Origin of the sequence: Pseudomonas sp. NMI760_13, assembly GCF_021283245.1 — a bacterium.
In the GTDB taxonomy this organism is placed as follows: Bacteria; Pseudomonadota; Gammaproteobacteria; order Pseudomonadales; family Pseudomonadaceae; genus Aquipseudomonas; species Aquipseudomonas peradeniyensis.
Genome location: NZ_JAJSRC010000011.1, coordinates 138,177 through 154,443, shown reverse-complemented (window position 1 = coordinate 154,443; position 16,267 = coordinate 138,177). Strand labels below are relative to the sequence as shown.

Sequence of the window (16,267 nt, the reverse complement as noted above, 5' to 3'; positions counted from 1 at the left end):
TCATGCAGCACTGGAAACGCACCACGCAAGACGCCAACCGCCTGTTCGAGCAGGGCGAGTTGGTCGATGCCCGGGAACACTACCTGCAAGCCCTGGCCTTGGCCCAGGTGCTGTTTGAGCGCTGGCATGACGTCGACGAGGCGGTGGCCGCAATGGTCATCGCCCATCACAACCTGGCCGATCTGCACTTGCGCTTGAACCAGCCGCACGAAAGCGCCGACTACCTGTGCGCGGCACACCAGCGGCTGCTCCAGGCCAGCCAGGATCAGCGCCTGCCCCAGGCCCTGCGCGACGCCGCGTTGCGCCACAGCGGGCGCACCTACACCGAGTTGCTGAGTTTCATCGCCGAATACGGCCAATACCCGCGTACCGAGCGCCTGCTCAGCCGACAGGCCCCGGTGGCCAGCGAGCTGGTCGCGCATACGGATATCACTGATCGCACACCTGCCTACGGAATCCACTGACATGCCGCATACCTTGCCTGCGTTGCCCTATGCCTACGATGCGCTGGAACCGCACATCGACACCCAGACCATGGAGATCCACCACAGCAAGCATCACCAGACCTACGTCAATGGCCTGAACACAGCCATCGAGGGCACCGAGTGGGCCGAGTGGCCGGTCGAGAAGCTGGTCGGTGCAGTGCAGTCGCTGCCCGAGAGCCTGCGCGGGCCAGTGACCAATCACGGTGGCGGGCATGCCAACCACACCCTGTTCTGGACCGTGATGTCACCCAAGGGGGGCGGCCAGCCACAGGGTGAGCTGGCCAAGGCCATCGATGCGCAGCTCGGCGGCTTCGAGGCGTTCAAGGAGGCTTTCACCAAGGCCGCACTGACCCGTTTCGGCAGCGGCTGGGCCTGGCTGAGCGTGACCCCGCAGAAAACGCTGGTAGTGGAGAGCAGCGGCAACCAGGACAGCCCGCTGATGCACGGCAACACGCCGATCCTCGGCCTGGACGTGTGGGAGCACGCCTACTACCTGAAGTACCAGAACCGTCGTCCGGAATACATTGGCGCCTTCTACAACGTGGTCGACTGGGCCGAAGTGGAACGTCGCTACCTTGAAGCCCTGAAACGAGTCTGACCGGTATGCGCTCCGAGGTGATGTCTGTCAGCAGTGTGCGCCTGTTCCGCCTGGCGCTTGGGACCTTGCTGTTGCTGGTCGGCACCGCGTTGCTGGTGGCGCGGGGCATCGCCTGGCTGGACCTGGAACCGCGCATGTTGCGTGCCCTTGAGGGCGGCGCATTGTGCGCGCTGGGGACGGCGTTGGGCGCGGTACCGGTATTGGTGATCCGCAACATGCCGGTGGCCGTGGCCGACACCTTGCTCGGCTTCGGCGCCGGGGTGATGCTGGCGGCCACCGCGTTCTCGCTGATCATTCCCGGGCTGGATGCGGCACAATCCATCGGCTTCAGCCCATGGGGCGCCGGTGGGGTGATCAGCAGCGGCCTGCTGTTCGGCGCGTTGTGCCTGTTCCTGGTCGATCTCAAGGTCTCCGGCGCTTCGCCAGAGGCCCTGGTCGGCAGCGATCAGCAACCGGTGATCGCTGCACGGATCTGGTTGTTTGTCATCGCCATCATTGCCCACAACATTCCCGAAGGCATGGCCATCGGCGTGTCCGCCGGCGGTGGCATGCCCGATGCCGACAGCCTGGCCATGGGCATCGCGCTGCAGGATGTGCCGGAGGGCCTGGTGATCGCCCTGGTGCTGGCTGGGGCGGGCATGTCGCGGTTCAAGGCGTTCCTGATCGGCGCGGCGTCCGGGCTGGTCGAGCCACTGGCCGCGGTGATCTGCGCCTGGCTGGTGAACATCGCCGAACTGCTGCTGCCGCTGGGCCTGGCCTGCGCGGCGGGGGCAATGCTGCTGGTGGTGACCCAGGAGATCATTCCCGAATCGCGCAGCAACGGGCATCACCGCCTGGCGAGCCTGGGGCTGTGTGTCGGGTTCTGCCTGATGATGGTGATGGACACGGCGCTGTCCTGAGCCCGGCACGGTCCCTGTAGGAGCGGCCTTGTGCCGCGAAAGGGCTGCATGGTAGCCCCTGGTTTTCAGCAACATTGCTGCATTGCCGGGGCTGCTACGCAGCCCTTTCGCGGCACAAGGCCGCTCCTACACGAAGCGTGCGCAGTCGCTAGCGGCGCTTACTCGCCTTCGTCGAAGAAATTGTTGATCAACGCGACCAGTGCATCCATGGCCTCACCGTCCTGCTCGCCCTCGGTGTGCAGGTGCACCGGCGTGCCCTTGCCCGCGGCGAGCATCATCACCGCCATGATGCTCTTGCCGTCCACCAGCTTGTCCGGCGCGCGACCGACCCGTACCTGGCAAGGGAAGCGACCGGCCACGCCGACGAACTTGGCGGCCGCCCGCGCATGCAGGCCCAGCTTGTTGATGATGGTGATTTCGCGGGCGGGCATCGTGGGGCGGATCCTGTGGGCTATAGGTCGCGGTGGCGGACCTGGACGTTTTTCAGGGATTGCTGGAGCAGTTGGCCAAGCCGTTCAGTGATGTACACCGAGCGGTGGTGGCCGCCGGTACAGCCGATGGCGATGGTGACATAGGCGCGGTTGCTGGCGGCGAAGCGCGGCAGCCACTTGAGCAGGTAACCGGAGATGTCCTGGAACATTTCCTCGACGTCCGGCTGGGCGGCCAGGTAATCGATCACCGGCTGTTCGAGGCCGGAATGCTCGCGAAGTTCCGGCTTCCAGTATGGATTGGGCAGGCAGCGCACATCGAACACCACATCGGCGTCCACCGGCATGCCGCGCTTGAAGCCGAACGACTCGACCAGGAACGCGGTGCCTGGCTCGGGCTGGTTGAGCAGGCGCAGCTTGATCGAATCGCGCAGCTGGTAGAGGTTCAGATTGGTGGTGTCGATCTTCAGGTCGGCGAGGTCGGCGATCGGCCCGAGCAGCTCGCTTTCCACGCGGATCGCCTCGGCCAGCGAGCGGCTGTCGTTGGTCAGCGGATGGCGGCGGCGGGTTTCCGAGAAGCGCTTGAGCAGGGTGTCTTCGTCGGCGTCCAGGTACAGCACGTCGCACTGGATATGCCGCGAACGTGCCTCATCCAGCAGTTCGGGGAAGCGCGACAGGTGGCTGGGGAGGTTGCGCGCATCGATGGATACCGCGACCTTCGGTTGCAGCAACTCGGTGTTGATCAGCGCGTTTTCCGCCAACTGCGGCAACAACCCGGCAGGCAGGTTGTCGATGCAGTAGTAGCCGTTGTCTTCCAGCACGTCGAGGGCGGTACTCTTACCGGAGCCGGAGCGGCCGCTGACGATGATCAGGCGCATGTTCAGTGCTCGTTCTGTACGTCCAGGACGACCTGGTAAAGGGTCTCGCTGCTGTCGGCGGCACGCAGGCGATCGCGGACCTCCTTGCGATCGAGCATGCTGGCGATCTGGCGCAGCAGTTCAAGGTGGGCATCGGTGGCGGCTTCCGGGACCAGCAGGACGAACAGCAGGTCGACCGGGGCGCCATCGATGGCATCGTAATCGATGGGGGCATCCAGGTGCAGCAGGGCGCTCACTGGCGCGGTGCAGCCTTCGAGCCGGCAATGGGGAATGGCGATGCCATTGCCAAAACCGGTGGAGCCCAGCTTTTCCCGAGCGATGAGCTTGTCGAAGACGTCTTGCATCTCCAGCTCGGGTACTTGCTCGGCGATCAGGTTGGCGACCTTTTCCAGGGCGCGCTTCTTGCTGCCGCCCGGCACGTTCACGAGGGAACGGCCGGGGGTCAGGATGGTTTCAAGTCGGATCATGGATGAGGGGGATCAGCGGGCGGCTGCGCCTTGCAGCAGGCTTTGCTGTTTTTCCTTGTGTTTTTTCAGTTGGCGATCAAGTTTGTCTGCCAAGGCGTCGATCGCCGCATACATGTCTTGATGTTCGGCGTTGGCGACGACTTCGCCACCGGGAATCTGGAGTGTGGCTTCCACCTTCTGCTGCAGCTTCTCGACCTTCATGATCACCGTCGCATTGGTGATCTTGTCGAAATGACCCTCCACGCGGGCGAGCTTCTCAAGCACGTAATCGCGCAGTGGTTGGGTGACTTCTACATGCTGTCCACTGATGTTGACTTGCATACAGCTTCTCCTTTGTTGCCCGTGCATAAAGAGGCAGGTATTGCACCTGCCACTGAAACGCTGTGGCACATCCCGGGGCTACATCAGTCGCTTGCGCTCGCTCGACGGGGCGATGCCCAACGATTCGCGGTACTTGGCGACGGTGCGACGGGCTACCTGGATGCCTTGTGCCTCCAGTAAACCAGCGATCTTGCTGTCACTCAATGGCTTTTTCTGATTTTCCGCCGCCACCAGTTTCTTGATGATCGCGCGGATCGCCGTGGACGAGCATTCGCCGCCTTCGGCGGTGCTCACGTGGCTGGAGAAAAAGTATTTCAGTTCGTAGATGCCGCGCGGGGTGTGCATGTATTTTTGCGTGGTCACCCGGGAAATGGTCGACTCGTGCATGCCCACCGCCTCGGCGATATCGTGCAGCACCAGTGGCTTCATGGCCTCGTCGCCGTGGTCGAGGAAGCCGCGCTGGTGCTCGACGATCTGCGTCGCCACCTTCATCAGCGTCTCGTTGCGGCTCTGCAGGCTCTTGATGAACCAGCGCGCTTCCTGCAACTGGTTGCGCATGAAGGTGTTGTCGGCGCTGGTGTCGGCGCGGCGGACGAAGCCGGCGTACTGCGGGTTGACCCGCAGGCGCGGTACCGCTTCCTGGTTGAGCTCGACCAGCCAGCGCTCGCTGTCCTTGCGCACGATGACGTCAGGCACGACGTACTCGGGCTCGCTGGACTCGATCTGCGAGCCGGGGCGCGGGTTGAGGGTCTGCACCAGTTCGATGACCTGGCGCAGTTCGTCTTCCTTGAGCTTCATGCGGCGCATCAGCTGGCTGTAGTCGCGGCTGCCGAGCAGGTCGATGAAGTCGGTGACCAGGCGCTGGGCCTCGCTCATCCACGGTGTCGAGGCCGGCAGCTGGCGCAGTTGCAGCAGCAGGCATTCGCCCAGGGAACGGGCGCCAATGCCAGCAGGTTCGAACTGCTGGATGCGGTGCAGCACCGCCTCGACCTCGTCCAGCTCGATGTCGAGCTCCGGATCGAAGCCTGCGCAGATCTCCTCGAGGGTGTCTTCCAGGTAGCCCTGGCTGTTGATGCTGTCGATCAGGGTGACGGCGATCAGGCGGTCGGTGTCGGACATCGGCGCCAGGTTGAGCTGCCACAGCAGGTGGCTCTGCAGACTCTCGCCGACCGAGGTGCGGGTGGTGAAGTCCCACTCGTCGTCATCGTTGCTCGGCAGGCTGCTGGCGCTGGTCTGGTAGATGTCTTCCCAGGCGGTGTCGACCGGCAGTTCGTTGGGGATGCGCTCGGCCCATTCGCCGTCTTCGAGGTTTTCCGCGGTGCTGCTGGTACTGGTTTCCTGGAAACTGTTGTCCTGGACTTCGGCGGTCGGCTTGTTCTCGGCGTTGTCCGCCATCGGATCGCTGTTGTCGAAGTCCTCGCCGTCTTCCTGACGTTCGAGCATCGGATTGGACTCCAGCGCTTCCTGGATTTCCTGCTGGAGGTCCAGGGTGGAGAGCTGAAGCAGACGGATGGCCTGTTGCAACTGCGGGGTCATCGTCAGTTGCTGGCCCATTTTTAGGACGAGCGATGGTTTCATGGCTGGGGCTTGATACCTTGTTGCCGGCGCGCATGCGCCATCCACTACACGGAGGGCGCCTGGGCGCCGATTTTAAGCAAGTTGTATGCCTGAAATTGCAGCGTTTGCCTAGAGCACTGTAACAACTTAAGCCTCGAACAGGCGCTTGCGCCAGTGCTCCGGGCAGGCCGGGGTCAGAGTCGGAACTCGTGCCCCAGGTACACTTCCTTGACCAGCTGGTTGGCCAGGATGGTCTCGGCGTCGCCTTCGGCGATCAGCTGGCCATCGTTGACGATGTAGGCGGTCTCGCAGATGTCCAGGGTCTCGCGAACGTTGTGGTCGGTGATCAGTACGCCGATGCCCTTGTTCTTGAGGTGGTGGATGATCTGCTTGATGTCGCCCACGGAGATCGGGTCGACACCGGCAAAGGGTTCGTCCAGCAGGATGAACTTGGGCGCGGTGGCCAGGGCGCGGGCGATCTCGACGCGGCGGCGTTCACCGCCGGAGAGGCTCATGCCGAGGTTGTCGCGGATGTGGCTGATGTGGAATTCCTGCAGCAGGCTTTCCAGCTCCTTGCGCCGGCCGTCGCGGTCGAGGTCCTTGCGGGTCTCGAGGATGGCCATGATGTTGTCGGCCACCGACAGCTTGCGGAAGATCGAGGCTTCCTGCGGCAGGTAGCCGATACCGGCCTGGGCGCGGCCGTGCATGGGCTGGTGGCTGACGTCGAGGCTGTCGATCAGCACGCGACCCTGGTCGGCCTGGACCAGGCCGACGATCATGTAGAAACAGGTGGTCTTGCCGGCGCCGTTGGGGCCGAGCAGGCCGACGATCTGGCCGCTGTCGATGGACAGGCTGACGTCGCGAACGACCTGCCTGCCCTTGTAGCTCTTGGCCAGGTGCTGGGCTTTGAGGGTTGCCATTTACTCGGCCTTTTTCTTCGGTTGAATGACCATGTCGATGCGCTGACGTGGTGCAGTCACGTTGCCACCGCGACCGGCGGTAGCCACCTGGGTCTTGGTGTTGTAGACGATCTTCTCGCCTTCGGTGGTGTTGCCTTCGTTCTCGACCTTGGCGCGGTCGGTAAGGATCACCGTGTCTTTCTGCGCCTGGTATTGGATGGTCACGGCCCAGCCTTTCATCTTGTCGGGCTTGGCGGCGCTCTGCTGCTGCTCGAAGTAGGCCAGGTTGCCCACCGAGGTGACCACGTCAATGTCGCCGGAGGCGGAGCGGGTCATGGTCACGGTGTTGCCTTTGATCATCATCGAACCTTGGGTGATGATCACGTCGCCGGTGTAGGTGGCAACGCCCTGCTTGTCGTCCAGGTGGGCGTTGTCCGCCTGGATGCGGATCGGCTGGTCACGGTCGTTCGGCAGGGCGAAGGCGCTCGCGCTTCCCAGTGCTACGCCCAGGCTGAGCAGAAGGGGGATGGTTTTAACGAGCCTCATACTGTCCTCTTACGTTAGAGAGCAGGTCCATCCTGCCTTCTTTCAAATACGCTTTCATTCCTTTGCCCGTAGTCGTGCCACCGGCGCCGTCGATTCTAACGGCTTGCTCGGTCTGCGCATATTGCTTCTGCGGGAACACGGTCATGCGTGTGCTGGTGATGATGGTTTCACGTTGCTTGTCGTCGGTGCGCGCCACGCGCACATCGTCGATCAGTTCGACCTCGGTGCCGTCCGGGTTGACCTCGGCGCGCTTGCTCTGCACGTGCCAGGGGTACTCGGTGCCGCGGTACATGTGCAGGTCGGGCGTGGTTACCAGGGTGACCTCGCTGGCCTTGAGGTGCTCGACCTTGGCGGCGGTCATCTCGTACTGCAGCTTGCCGTCGGGCAAGAACTGCAGGCTGTGGGCGTTGATCGCGTAGTAGTCGATGGCACTCTGGTCGACCTGGGCCTGCGGCTGGTCGAGGAAGGTCTCCGGGCTGATGTTCCAATAGCCTACCGCAACCAGCACGGCGGCGATCCCGCCTAGCAGCGCGACATTTCTGATCTTCTTGCTGAGCATGGGCAGCCTTACAGGTAATGGGCGTTGGCAGCGTCCAGGGTGCCCTGGGCCTGCATGATCAGTTCGCAGAACTCGCGGGCGGCGCCTTCGCCGCCGCGAGCCAGGGTGACGCCGTGGGCGTGCTGGCGAACGAATGCCGCGGCGTTGTGCACCGCCATGCCCAGGCCCACGCGGCGGATCACCGGCAGGTCGGGCAGGTCGTCGCCGAGGTAGGCGACCTGTTCATAGCTTAGATTGAGTTCGGCGAGCAGGCCGTCGAGCACCACCAGTTTGTCCTCGCGGCCCTGGAACAGGTGCGGGATGCCGAGGTTCTTCGCCCGGCGCTCGACCACCGGGGTCTTGCGCCCGCTGATGATCGCGGTGGTCACGCCCGCGGCCATGAGCATCTTGATGCCGTGGCCGTCGAGGGTGTTGAAGGTCTTGAACTCGCTGCCGTCCTCGAGGAAATACAGGCGGCCGTCGGTGAGCACGCCGTCGACGTCGAACACCGCCAGCTTGATGGCCTTGGCGCGTTGCATCAGGTCCTGGTTCATTTACATCACTCCGGCGCGCAGCAGGTCGTGCATGTTCAGGGCGCCGGTCGGGCGGTCTTCCTGATCGACCACCACCAGCGCGCTGATCTTGTGGTCTTCCATGATCTTCAGTGCCTCGGCGGCGAGCATCTCGGCGCGGGCGGTCTTGCCGTGCACGGTCATGACCTCGTCGATGAGGGTCTTGTGCACGTCGATGTTGCGGTCCAGGCTGCGGCGCAGGTCGCCGTCGGTGAATACGCCGGCAAGCTTGCCGTCGTCACCCAGGACCACGGTCATGCCCAGACCTTTGCGAGACATTTCAAACAGCGCGTCCTTGAGCAGGGTGCCGCTCTTGACCACCGGGAGTTCTTCGCCGGCATGCATGACGTTCTCGACCTTCAGCAACAGGCGGCGGCCCAGTGCGCCACCGGGGTGGGAGAAGGCGAAATCCTCGGCGGTGAAGCCGCGGGCCTCCAGCAGGGCGATGGCCAGGGCGTCGCCCAGCGCCAGCGCCGCAGTGGTGGAGGAGGTCGGCGCCAGGTTGAGCGGACAGGCTTCCTGGGCGACGCTGGCGTCGAGGTTGACCTCGGCGGCCTGGGCCAGGGGCGAGTCGGGGTTGCCGGTCAGGCTGATCAGCTGGATGCCCAGGCGCTTGATCAGTGGCAGCAGGGTGACGATCTCGGCGGTGCTGCCGGAGTTGGACAGGGCAAGAATGACATCGTCCCGGGTGATCATGCCCATGTCGCCATGGCTGGCTTCGGCCGGGTGCACGAAGAACGCCGGAGTGCCGGTGCTGGCCAGGGTGGCGGCGATCTTGTTGCCGATGTGCCCCGACTTGCCCATGCCCACCACCACGACCCGTCCCTTGCTGGCCAGGATCAGTTCGCAGGCCTTGACGAAGTCACCGTCGATGCGGGCCAGCAGGGCTTCCACGGCCTCGAGTTCGAGGCGCAGGGTGCGCTGGGCGGATTGGATCAGCTCGCTGGATTGGGTCATGTCGAAACGCAATGCCTGATGAAAAGGCGGCGATTATAGCCGCAATGTGTGAAAGGCTCATCCTTCGAATGTCATATGGATGCCGCGCCAGCCTGTCTGTGCCCTGAACGAGTGCGGGGACGCCCTTGGGGCGGGCCTATCAGCGGTGCTATAGTTCGCCGCTATTCGGCCCGCCGGGGACCTGTGTGCCTTCAACATGAAGGCAGGCGTCCACATGACGAGGCTGCACTAGCAAGGAGTCTAGATGAGTGTGGATAGCGCCTACGCGGTCGAGTTGAAGGGCGTCACCTTCAAGCGCGGTTCGCGCAGCATTTTCAGCAACGTGGACATACGCATTCCCCGCGGCAAGGTCACCGGCATCATGGGGCCTTCGGGGTGCGGCAAGACCACCTTGCTGCGCCTGATGGGCGCGCAGTTGCGCCCGTCCGGTGGCGAGGTCTGGGTCAACGGGCAGAACCTGCCCGCGTTGTCGCGCAGCGACCTGTTCGATGCGCGCAAGCAGATGGGCGTGCTGTTCCAGAGCGGCGCTCTGTTCACCGACCTGGATGTGTTCGAGAACGTGGCCTTCCCGCTGCGGGTGCATACGCAGCTATCGGACGAGATGATCCGTGACATCGTGCTGATGAAGCTGCAGGCCGTGGGCCTGCGCGGCGCCATCGACCTGATGCCCGACGAGCTGTCCGGCGGCATGAAGCGCCGCGTGGCACTGGCCCGGGCGATCGCCCTCGACCCGCAGATCCTCATGTACGACGAACCGTTCGTCGGCCAGGACCCGATCGCCATGGGTGTGCTGGTGCGCCTGATCCGCCTGCTCAACGATGCCCTGGGCATCACCAGCATCGTGGTGTCCCACGATCTCGCGGAAACCGCGAGCATCGCCGACTACATCTATGTGGTCGGCGACGGCCAGGTGCTGGGGCAGGGCACGCCGGACGAACTGATGGGCTCGGACAATCCGCGCATCCGCCAGTTCATGAAAGGCGACCCGGACGGCCCTGTACCCTTCCACTTCCCTGCGCCTGACTACCGCGCCGATCTGCTGGGGACGCGTTGATGCGCAGAAAATCCTTACTCGAACGTATCCGTCTGTTCGGCCGTTCGGCCATCGATGTGCTGGCCGTGCTGGGACGCTCGTGCCTGTTCCTCGGCCATTCGCTGGGCGGGCGCAGCGGCATCGGTGGCTTCCAGCTGCTGGTCAAGCAACTGTATTCGGTGGGCGTGCTGTCGCTGGCGATCATCGTCGTGTCCGGCGTGTTCATCGGCATGGTGCTGGCCCTGCAGGGCTACAGCATCCTCGCCAGGTACGGCTCGGAGCAGGCCGTGGGGCAGATGGTCGCCCTGACCCTGCTGCGCGAGCTGGGGCCGGTGGTCACCGGTTTGCTGTTCGCCGGCCGCGCGGGCTCCGCGCTGACCGCCGAGATCGGCAACATGAAGTCCACCGAGCAGCTGTCGAGCCTGGAGATGATCGGCGTCGACCCGCTCAAGTACATCGTCGCCCCGCGCCTGTGGGCCGGCTTCATCTCGCTGCCGCTACTGGCGCTGATTTTCAGCGTGGTCGGCATCTGGGGCGGCTCGTGGGTCGCCGTGGACTGGCTGGGCGTCTATGAGGGTTCGTTCTGGGCCAACATGCAGAACAGCGTTTCGTTCAGCGACGACGTGATCAACGGGCTGATCAAGAGCCTGGTGTTCGCCTTCGTCGTCACCTGGATCGCCGTATTCCAGGGGTACGACTGTGAGCCCACTTCAGAAGGGATCAGCCGTGCCACCACCAAGACCGTGGTCTATGCCTCGTTGGCAGTCCTGGGTCTGGACTTTATTCTGACCGCCTTGATGTTTGGAGATTTCTGATGCAAAACCGCACCCTGGAAATCGGTGTCGGCCTGTTCCTCCTGGCCGGGATCCTGGCGCTGCTGCTGCTGGCCCTGCGTGTCAGCGGGCTGTCGGCCAGCCCGAGCAGCGACACGTACAAAGTTTATGCGTACTTCGACAATATCGCCGGTTTGACGGTCAGAGCTAAAGTGACCATGGCCGGTGTGACCATCGGCAAGGTCACGGCCATCGATCTGGACCGCGATTCCTACACCGGTCGGGTCACGCTGCAGCTGGACAAGCATGTCGACAACCTGCCGACCGACTCCACTGCCTCGATCCTGACCGCAGGCCTCCTGGGCGAGAAGTACATCGGCATCAGCGTGGGCGGCGAGGACGCGGTACTCAAGGACGGCAGCACCATCCACGACACCCAGTCGGCGCTGGTGCTGGAAGACCTGATCGGCAAGTTCCTGCTCAACTCGGTGGGCAAGGAACCGAAAGAAGCGCAACCGGCTAATTAAGGAGTTTCCATGATTTCGATCCTGCGACGTGGCCTGCTGGTTCTGCTGGCGGCCTTCCCCCTGCTGGCCCTGGCGGCGCCGGGGCAATCCGCCCGTGATGTGATCCAGGGCACCACCACGCAGCTGCTCAGCGACCTGAAGGCCAACAAGGAGCAGTACAAGGCCAACCCCGAGGCGTTCTACAACGCGCTCAACAGCAACCTCGGCCCGGTGGTCGATGCCGATGGCATCTCCAGGAGCATCATGACCGTCAAGTACTCGCGCAAGGCGACGCCCGAGCAGATGCAGCGCTTCCAGGAGAACTTCAAGCGCAGCCTGATGCAGTTCTACGGCAACGCCCTGCTGGAGTACAACAACCAGGGCATCACCGTAGACCCGGCCAAGGCCGAGGACGGCGACCGCACCAGCGTCGGCATGAAGATCACCGGCACCAACGGCGCGGTCTATCCGGTGCAGTACACCATGCAGAAGCTTGATGGCGAGTGGAAGGTGCGTAACGTCATCGTCAATGGCATCAACATCGGCAAGCTGTTCCGCGACCAGTTCCAGGACGCCATGCAGCGCAACGGCAACAACCTGGACAAGACCATCGACGGCTGGGCTGGCGAAGTGGCCAAGGCCAAGGCGACCGCCGATACTTCGCCGGATAAGGAAGTCAAATGAGCGACGCCGCCGTGAGCATGGCCGAGCCGGGCGTCCTCGCCCTGGCCGGCGTGCTGGACTACCGCAGCGGTCCGGCCCTGCGCAAGCAGGGCAAGGCGTTGGTCGCGGCGTGCCGCGAGCAGCGCCTGGTGCTCGACTGCACCGCGGTGGTGAAGTCGAGCAGTGTCGGCCTGTCGTTGTTGCTGGGCTTCATGCGCGATGCCCAGGCGGCCGGCAAGACCTGGGAACTGCGCGGTATCCCCGAGGATATGCGGGAAATTGCCGGGGTCTATGACCTCGATGAAGTGTTGGCAGGCTGATGCCCTGCCGTTCGGGAAAGGCCCCTCGGTCAGCGCGCCTTGTCATGGGCTTCGCAGGCGAGGGGCTTTTTTGTATGATGGCCGACCCGCGCGCGTTGGGCGCCGATCGAGGTTGAGCATGCAGGCCGTAGAAGTCAAAAGCTTTCTGGAAGAGAAATTGCCGGGAACCCGGGTCGAAGTTGAAGGCGAAGGCTGCAACTTCCAGTTGAACGTGATCAGCGACGAGCTGGCCGGCCAGAGCCCGGTCAAGCGTCAGCAGGCGATCTATGCTCACCTCAATCCGTGGATCGCCAACGGCAGCATTCACGCGGTAACCATGAAATTCTTCAGCAGCGCAGCCTGGGCTGAGCGCACCTGAGCCAACTTGGCGGCGAGATACGTATGGACAAACTGATTATTACTGGCGGCGCGCGCCTCGACGGCGAGATCCGCATTTCCGGCGCGAAGAACTCGGCGCTGCCGATTCTCTCGGCCACCCTGCTGTGCGATGGTCCGGTCACGGTCGGCAACCTGCCGCACCTGCACGACATCACCACCATGATCGAGCTGTTCGGTCGCATGGGCATCGAGCCTGTGATCGACGAGAAGCTCTCGGTGGAAATCGATCCGCGCACCATCAAGACCCTGGTCGCCCCCTACGAGCTGGTCAAGACCATGCGCGCCTCGATCCTGGTGCTCGGCCCAATGGTCGCCCGTTTCGGTGAGGCCGAAGTGGCCCTGCCGGGCGGTTGTGCCATCGGTTCGCGTCCAGTCGACCTGCACATCCGCGGCCTGGAGGCCATGGGTGCAAAAATCGACGTCGAGGGCGGCTACATCAAGGCCAAGGCGCCCGAAGGCGGCCTGCGCGGCGCGCACTTCTTCTTTGATACCGTCAGCGTGACCGGTACCGAGAACATCATGATGGCCGCCGCCCTGGCCAAGGGCCGCAGCGTGCTGCAGAACGCCGCCCGCGAGCCGGAGGTGGTCGACCTGGCCAACTTCCTGATCGCCATGGGTGCGAAGATCCAGGGCGCCGGCACCGACACCATCACCATCGATGGCGTCGAGCGTCTGCAGCCGACCACCTATCGCGTCATGCCCGACCGTATCGAGACCGGCACCTACCTGGTCGCCGCTGCCGTGACCGGTGGCCGCGTCAAGGTCAAGGACACCGATCCGACCATCCTCGAAGCCGTCCTCGAGAAGCTCAAGGAAGCCGGCGCCGACATCACCACCGGTGAAGACTGGATCGAGCTGGACATGCACGGCAAGCGTCCGAAGGCCGTGAACCTGCGTACCGCCCCGTACCCGGCGTTCCCGACCGACATGCAGGCGCAGTTCATCTCGCTCAACGCCATCGCCGAAGGCACGGGAGCAGTGATCGAGACCATCTTCGAAAACCGCTTCATGCACGTTTACGAGATGCACCGCATGGGCGCGCAGATCCAGGTCGAGGGCAACACCGCCATCGTCACTGGCGTCAAGGCGCTCAAAGGTGCTCCGGTAATGGCCACCGACCTGCGCGCTTCCGCCAGCCTGGTGCTGTCGGCGCTGGTCGCCGAAGGCGATACCCTGATCGATCGCATCTACCACATTGACCGTGGCTACGAGTGCATCGAGGAAAAACTGCAGATGCTGGGCGCGAAGATCCGTCGCGTACCGGGCTAGCAGTCATCACGGCGCAGGGACGCGCCAGCCGAATCGTATGCGGTCGGGCTCACGGGCCCGGCCGGCAGTAGACGCTTAAGGACCGACGTTCCAATGTTGACCATCGCGCTATCCAAAGGCCGTATTCTCGACGATACCCTGCCACTGCTGGCCGAAGCCGGCATCGTGCCGACCGAGAATCCGGACAAGAGTCGCAAGCTGATCATCCCGACCACCCAGGATGATGTCCGCCTGCTCATCGTGCGTGCCACCGACGTGCCGACCTATGTCGAGCATGGCGCCGCCGACCTCGGAGTGGCCGGCAAGGACGTGCTGATGGAATACGGCGGCCAGGGCCTGTACGAGCCCCTGGACCTGCAGATCGCCCAATGCAAGCTGATGACCGCCGGCGTAACCGGCGCGCCCGAGCCCAAGGGCCGCCTGCGCGTGGCCACCAAGTTCGTCAACGTAGCCAAGCGCTATTACGCCGAACAGGGTCGTCAGGTCGACATCATCAAGCTGTACGGTTCCATGGAGCTGGCCCCGCTGATCAACCTCGCCGACAAGATCATCGACGTGGTCGACACCGGCAACACCCTGCGCGCCAACGGCCTCGAACCCCAGGAACTGATCGCCACGATCAGCTCGCGCCTGGTGGTCAACAAGGCCTCCATGAAAATGCAGCACGCCCGTATCCAGAGCCTGATCGACACCCTGCGCAACGCCGTCGAATCGCGACACCGCGGCTGACCTCTGCGCGCGACCTCCGCTGTCGCGCCCGTCTATCCGCGTCATAGCCAATTTTCTCAGGTGCCCGCGCGGATGGAGTGGTAGCTTTAGGGCGCCTGAACATCCGCTAATAACGAGGCCCTCGCCATGACCGTGTCCACTGCAATTGCCCGTCTCAACGCCGCTGACCAGGATTTCGCCCGACATCTGGATCATCTGCTGAGCTGGGAAAGCGTGTCCGATGACGCGGTCAACCAGCGCGTGCTCGACATCATCAAGGCTGTGCGCGAGCGCGGTGATGCGGCGTTGGTGGAGTTCACCCAGCGTTTCGACGGTGTCGATGCCACATCGATCAATGATCTGATCCTCGACCGTGCCCGCCTTGAGCTGGCCCTGACCCGCATCACCCCGGTGCAGCGCGAGGCCCTGGAGAAAGCTGCCAGCCGTGTGCGTATCTACCACGAGCGGCAGAAGCAGGACTCCTGGCAGTACACCGAGGCCGACGGCACCGTGCTCGGCCAGAAGGTCACTCCGCTGGACCGCGCCGGCCTGTACGTGCCGGGTGGCAAGGCATCGTACCCATCGTCGGTGCTGATGAATGCGATTCCGGCGAAAGTGGCCGGCGTGGCCGAAGTGGTAATGGTCGTGCCGACCCCGCGTGGCGAGGTCAACGAGCTGGTGCTGGCCGCGGCCTGCATCGCCGGGGTCGACCGGGTATTCACCGTCGGTGGCGCCCAGGCAGTCGCGGCCCTGGCCTATGGCACCGAAAGCGTGCCGCAGGTGGACAAGATCGTCGGCCCGGGCAACATCTACGTGGCCACCGCCAAGCGTCATGTATTCGGCCAGGTCGGTATCGACATGATTGCCGGCCCGTCTGAGATCCTTGTGGTGTGCGACGGCCAGACCGATCCGGACTGGATCGCCATGGACCTGTTCTCCCAGGCCGAGCACGACGAAGACGCCCAGGCCATCCTGGTCAGTCCGGACGCCGAGTTCCTCGATCGCGTGGCCGCCAGCATCGACAAGCTGCTGCCGACCATGGAGCGTGCCGAGATCATCGAGAAGTCGATCAACGGCCGTGGCGCGCTGATCCAGGTGCGTGACATGCAGCAGGCCATCGAGGTGGCCAACCGCATCGCTCCCGAGCACCTGGAACTGTCGGTGGCCGACCCGCAGGCCTGGTTGCCGCAGATCCGCCACGCCGGCGCGATCTTCATGGGTCGCCACACCAGCGAGGCGCTGGGCGACTACTGCGCCGGTCCCAACCACGTGCTGCCGACTTCCGGCACCGCGCGCTTCTCTTCGCCCTTGGGCGTGTATGACTTCCAGAAGCGTTCGTCGATCATCTTCTGCTCCGAGCAGGGCGCGTCAGAGCTGGGTCACACCGCTTCCGTGCTGGCCCGGGGCGAATCGCTGACCGCTCACGCGCGCAGCGCCGAATACCGCATCCTCAACGAGAAGGGGAACTGAGC

Annotated in this window: 22 protein-coding genes; 12 read left to right on the top strand and 10 right to left on the bottom strand. The window is 63.9% G+C overall.

The annotated features are described in order from the left end of the window. The first annotated feature begins 2 nt into the window (after positions 1 to 2). From LU671_RS14260 to LU671_RS14250, 3 genes are read left to right on the top strand one after another with little or no spacing between them, the layout of a single operon-like run. Positions 3 to 464: a DUF2753 domain-containing protein gene (locus LU671_RS14260; protein ID WP_232855989.1), complete on the top strand. Its 462-nt coding sequence runs from the start codon at positions 3 to 5 to the stop codon at positions 462 to 464. Between the two features lies 1 nt (position 465). Continuing rightward, positions 466 to 1,083 (top strand): superoxide dismutase, encoded by a 618-nt coding sequence (locus tag LU671_RS14255; RefSeq protein WP_232855988.1) that lies wholly within the window; start codon positions 466 to 468, stop codon positions 1,081 to 1,083. A gap of 5 nt (positions 1,084 to 1,088) precedes the next feature. Beyond that, a complete protein-coding gene (locus LU671_RS14250) occupies positions 1,089 to 1,982 on the top strand; it encodes a ZIP family metal transporter (protein ID WP_232855987.1) in 894 nt (297 codons plus the stop codon). A gap of 158 nt (positions 1,983 to 2,140) precedes the next feature. Here LU671_RS14250 and LU671_RS14245 read toward each other — a convergent pair whose 3' ends face one another. The 10 genes from LU671_RS14245 to LU671_RS14200 all read right to left on the bottom strand — a co-directional run bounded on the left by LU671_RS14245 (position 2,141) and on the right by LU671_RS14200 (position 9,145). After that, positions 2,141 to 2,413, bottom strand: a complete 273-nt coding sequence (locus LU671_RS14245) for an HPr family phosphocarrier protein (protein ID WP_203650821.1) — start codon at positions 2,411 to 2,413, stop codon at positions 2,141 to 2,143. Between the two features lie 20 nt (positions 2,414 to 2,433). Continuing rightward, positions 2,434 to 3,288 (bottom strand): RNase adapter RapZ, encoded by an 855-nt coding sequence (rapZ, locus tag LU671_RS14240; protein ID WP_203650823.1) that lies wholly within the window; start codon positions 3,286 to 3,288, stop codon positions 2,434 to 2,436. Between the two features lie 2 nt (positions 3,289 to 3,290). Further along, the gene (ptsN, locus tag LU671_RS14235; RefSeq protein ID WP_232855986.1) at positions 3,291 to 3,755 is read right to left on the bottom strand and encodes a PTS IIA-like nitrogen regulatory protein PtsN; all 465 of its coding nucleotides are present in this window, start codon (positions 3,753 to 3,755) and stop codon (positions 3,291 to 3,293) included. A 12-nt stretch (positions 3,756 to 3,767) separates the two neighbouring features. After that, on the bottom strand, positions 3,768 to 4,076 hold the full coding sequence (gene hpf / locus LU671_RS14230) for a ribosome hibernation-promoting factor, HPF/YfiA family (RefSeq protein ID WP_011532415.1): 309 nt from the start codon (positions 4,074 to 4,076) through the stop codon (positions 3,768 to 3,770). Positions 4,077 to 4,154: 78 nt separating this feature from the next. Then, on the bottom strand, positions 4,155 to 5,654 hold the full coding sequence (locus tag LU671_RS14225; RefSeq protein ID WP_203650827.1) for an RNA polymerase factor sigma-54: 1,500 nt from the start codon (positions 5,652 to 5,654) through the stop codon (positions 4,155 to 4,157). Between the two features lie 173 nt (positions 5,655 to 5,827). Next, positions 5,828 to 6,553 (bottom strand): LPS export ABC transporter ATP-binding protein, encoded by a 726-nt coding sequence (gene lptB, locus LU671_RS14220; protein ID WP_011532417.1) that lies wholly within the window; start codon positions 6,551 to 6,553, stop codon positions 5,828 to 5,830. After that, positions 6,554 to 7,078, bottom strand: a complete 525-nt coding sequence (gene lptA / locus LU671_RS14215) for a lipopolysaccharide transport periplasmic protein LptA (protein WP_203650835.1) — start codon at positions 7,076 to 7,078, stop codon at positions 6,554 to 6,556. Continuing rightward, positions 7,065 to 7,637 (bottom strand): LPS export ABC transporter periplasmic protein LptC, encoded by a 573-nt coding sequence (gene lptC / locus LU671_RS14210; RefSeq protein WP_203650837.1) that lies wholly within the window; start codon positions 7,635 to 7,637, stop codon positions 7,065 to 7,067. Before lptC ends, lptA begins: the two co-directional genes overlap by 14 nt. A gap of 8 nt (positions 7,638 to 7,645) precedes the next feature. Next, complete coding sequence (locus LU671_RS14205) at positions 7,646 to 8,170, bottom strand: KdsC family phosphatase (RefSeq protein ID WP_203650839.1); 525 nt, start codon at positions 8,168 to 8,170, stop codon at positions 7,646 to 7,648. Further along, positions 8,171 to 9,145: a KpsF/GutQ family sugar-phosphate isomerase gene (locus tag LU671_RS14200; RefSeq protein WP_232855985.1), complete on the bottom strand. Its 975-nt coding sequence runs from the start codon at positions 9,143 to 9,145 to the stop codon at positions 8,171 to 8,173. It lies immediately after the preceding gene. A 244-nt stretch (positions 9,146 to 9,389) separates the two neighbouring features. Here LU671_RS14200 and LU671_RS14195 point away from each other — a divergent pair, with 244 nt between their 5' ends. The 9 genes from LU671_RS14195 (at position 9,390) to hisD (ending at position 16,265) form a co-directional block, all read left to right on the top strand. Continuing rightward, the gene (locus tag LU671_RS14195) at positions 9,390 to 10,199 is read left to right on the top strand and encodes an ATP-binding cassette domain-containing protein (RefSeq protein ID WP_028689661.1); all 810 of its coding nucleotides are present in this window, start codon (positions 9,390 to 9,392) and stop codon (positions 10,197 to 10,199) included. After that, positions 10,199 to 10,993 carry a lipid asymmetry maintenance ABC transporter permease subunit MlaE gene (gene mlaE / locus LU671_RS14190; protein WP_110735650.1) on the top strand — a complete coding sequence of 265 codons (795 nt, stop codon included), beginning with the start codon at positions 10,199 to 10,201 and terminating at the stop codon, positions 10,991 to 10,993. Before LU671_RS14195 ends, mlaE begins: the two co-directional genes overlap by 1 nt. After that, positions 10,993 to 11,478 (top strand): outer membrane lipid asymmetry maintenance protein MlaD, encoded by a 486-nt coding sequence (gene mlaD, locus LU671_RS14185; RefSeq protein ID WP_028689663.1) that lies wholly within the window; start codon positions 10,993 to 10,995, stop codon positions 11,476 to 11,478. Before mlaE ends, mlaD begins: the two co-directional genes overlap by 1 nt. Positions 11,479 to 11,487: 9 nt before the next feature. Continuing rightward, positions 11,488 to 12,141 carry an MlaC/ttg2D family ABC transporter substrate-binding protein gene (locus LU671_RS14180; protein WP_203650843.1) on the top strand — a complete coding sequence of 218 codons (654 nt, stop codon included), beginning with the start codon at positions 11,488 to 11,490 and terminating at the stop codon, positions 12,139 to 12,141. Continuing rightward, positions 12,138 to 12,440: an STAS domain-containing protein gene (locus LU671_RS14175; RefSeq protein ID WP_203650845.1), complete on the top strand. Its 303-nt coding sequence runs from the start codon at positions 12,138 to 12,140 to the stop codon at positions 12,438 to 12,440. The genes LU671_RS14180 and LU671_RS14175 overlap by 4 nt, the downstream gene beginning before the upstream one ends. Positions 12,441 to 12,558: 118 nt before the next feature. Continuing rightward, positions 12,559 to 12,798, top strand: coding sequence for a BolA family protein (locus LU671_RS14170; protein ID WP_028689666.1), 240 nt, complete (start codon positions 12,559 to 12,561; stop codon positions 12,796 to 12,798). Positions 12,799 to 12,821: 23 nt separating this feature from the next. Then, a complete protein-coding gene (gene murA / locus LU671_RS14165; protein ID WP_050704103.1) occupies positions 12,822 to 14,087 on the top strand; it encodes a UDP-N-acetylglucosamine 1-carboxyvinyltransferase in 1,266 nt (421 codons plus the stop codon). Between the two features lie 93 nt (positions 14,088 to 14,180). Then, the gene (gene hisG / locus LU671_RS14160) at positions 14,181 to 14,816 is read left to right on the top strand and encodes an ATP phosphoribosyltransferase (RefSeq protein WP_011532429.1); all 636 of its coding nucleotides are present in this window, start codon (positions 14,181 to 14,183) and stop codon (positions 14,814 to 14,816) included. Positions 14,817 to 14,942: 126 nt separating this feature from the next. Further along, positions 14,943 to 16,265, top strand: a complete 1,323-nt coding sequence (gene hisD / locus LU671_RS14155; RefSeq protein ID WP_203650847.1) for a histidinol dehydrogenase — start codon at positions 14,943 to 14,945, stop codon at positions 16,263 to 16,265. Positions 16,266 to 16,267: the final 2 nt, after the last annotated feature.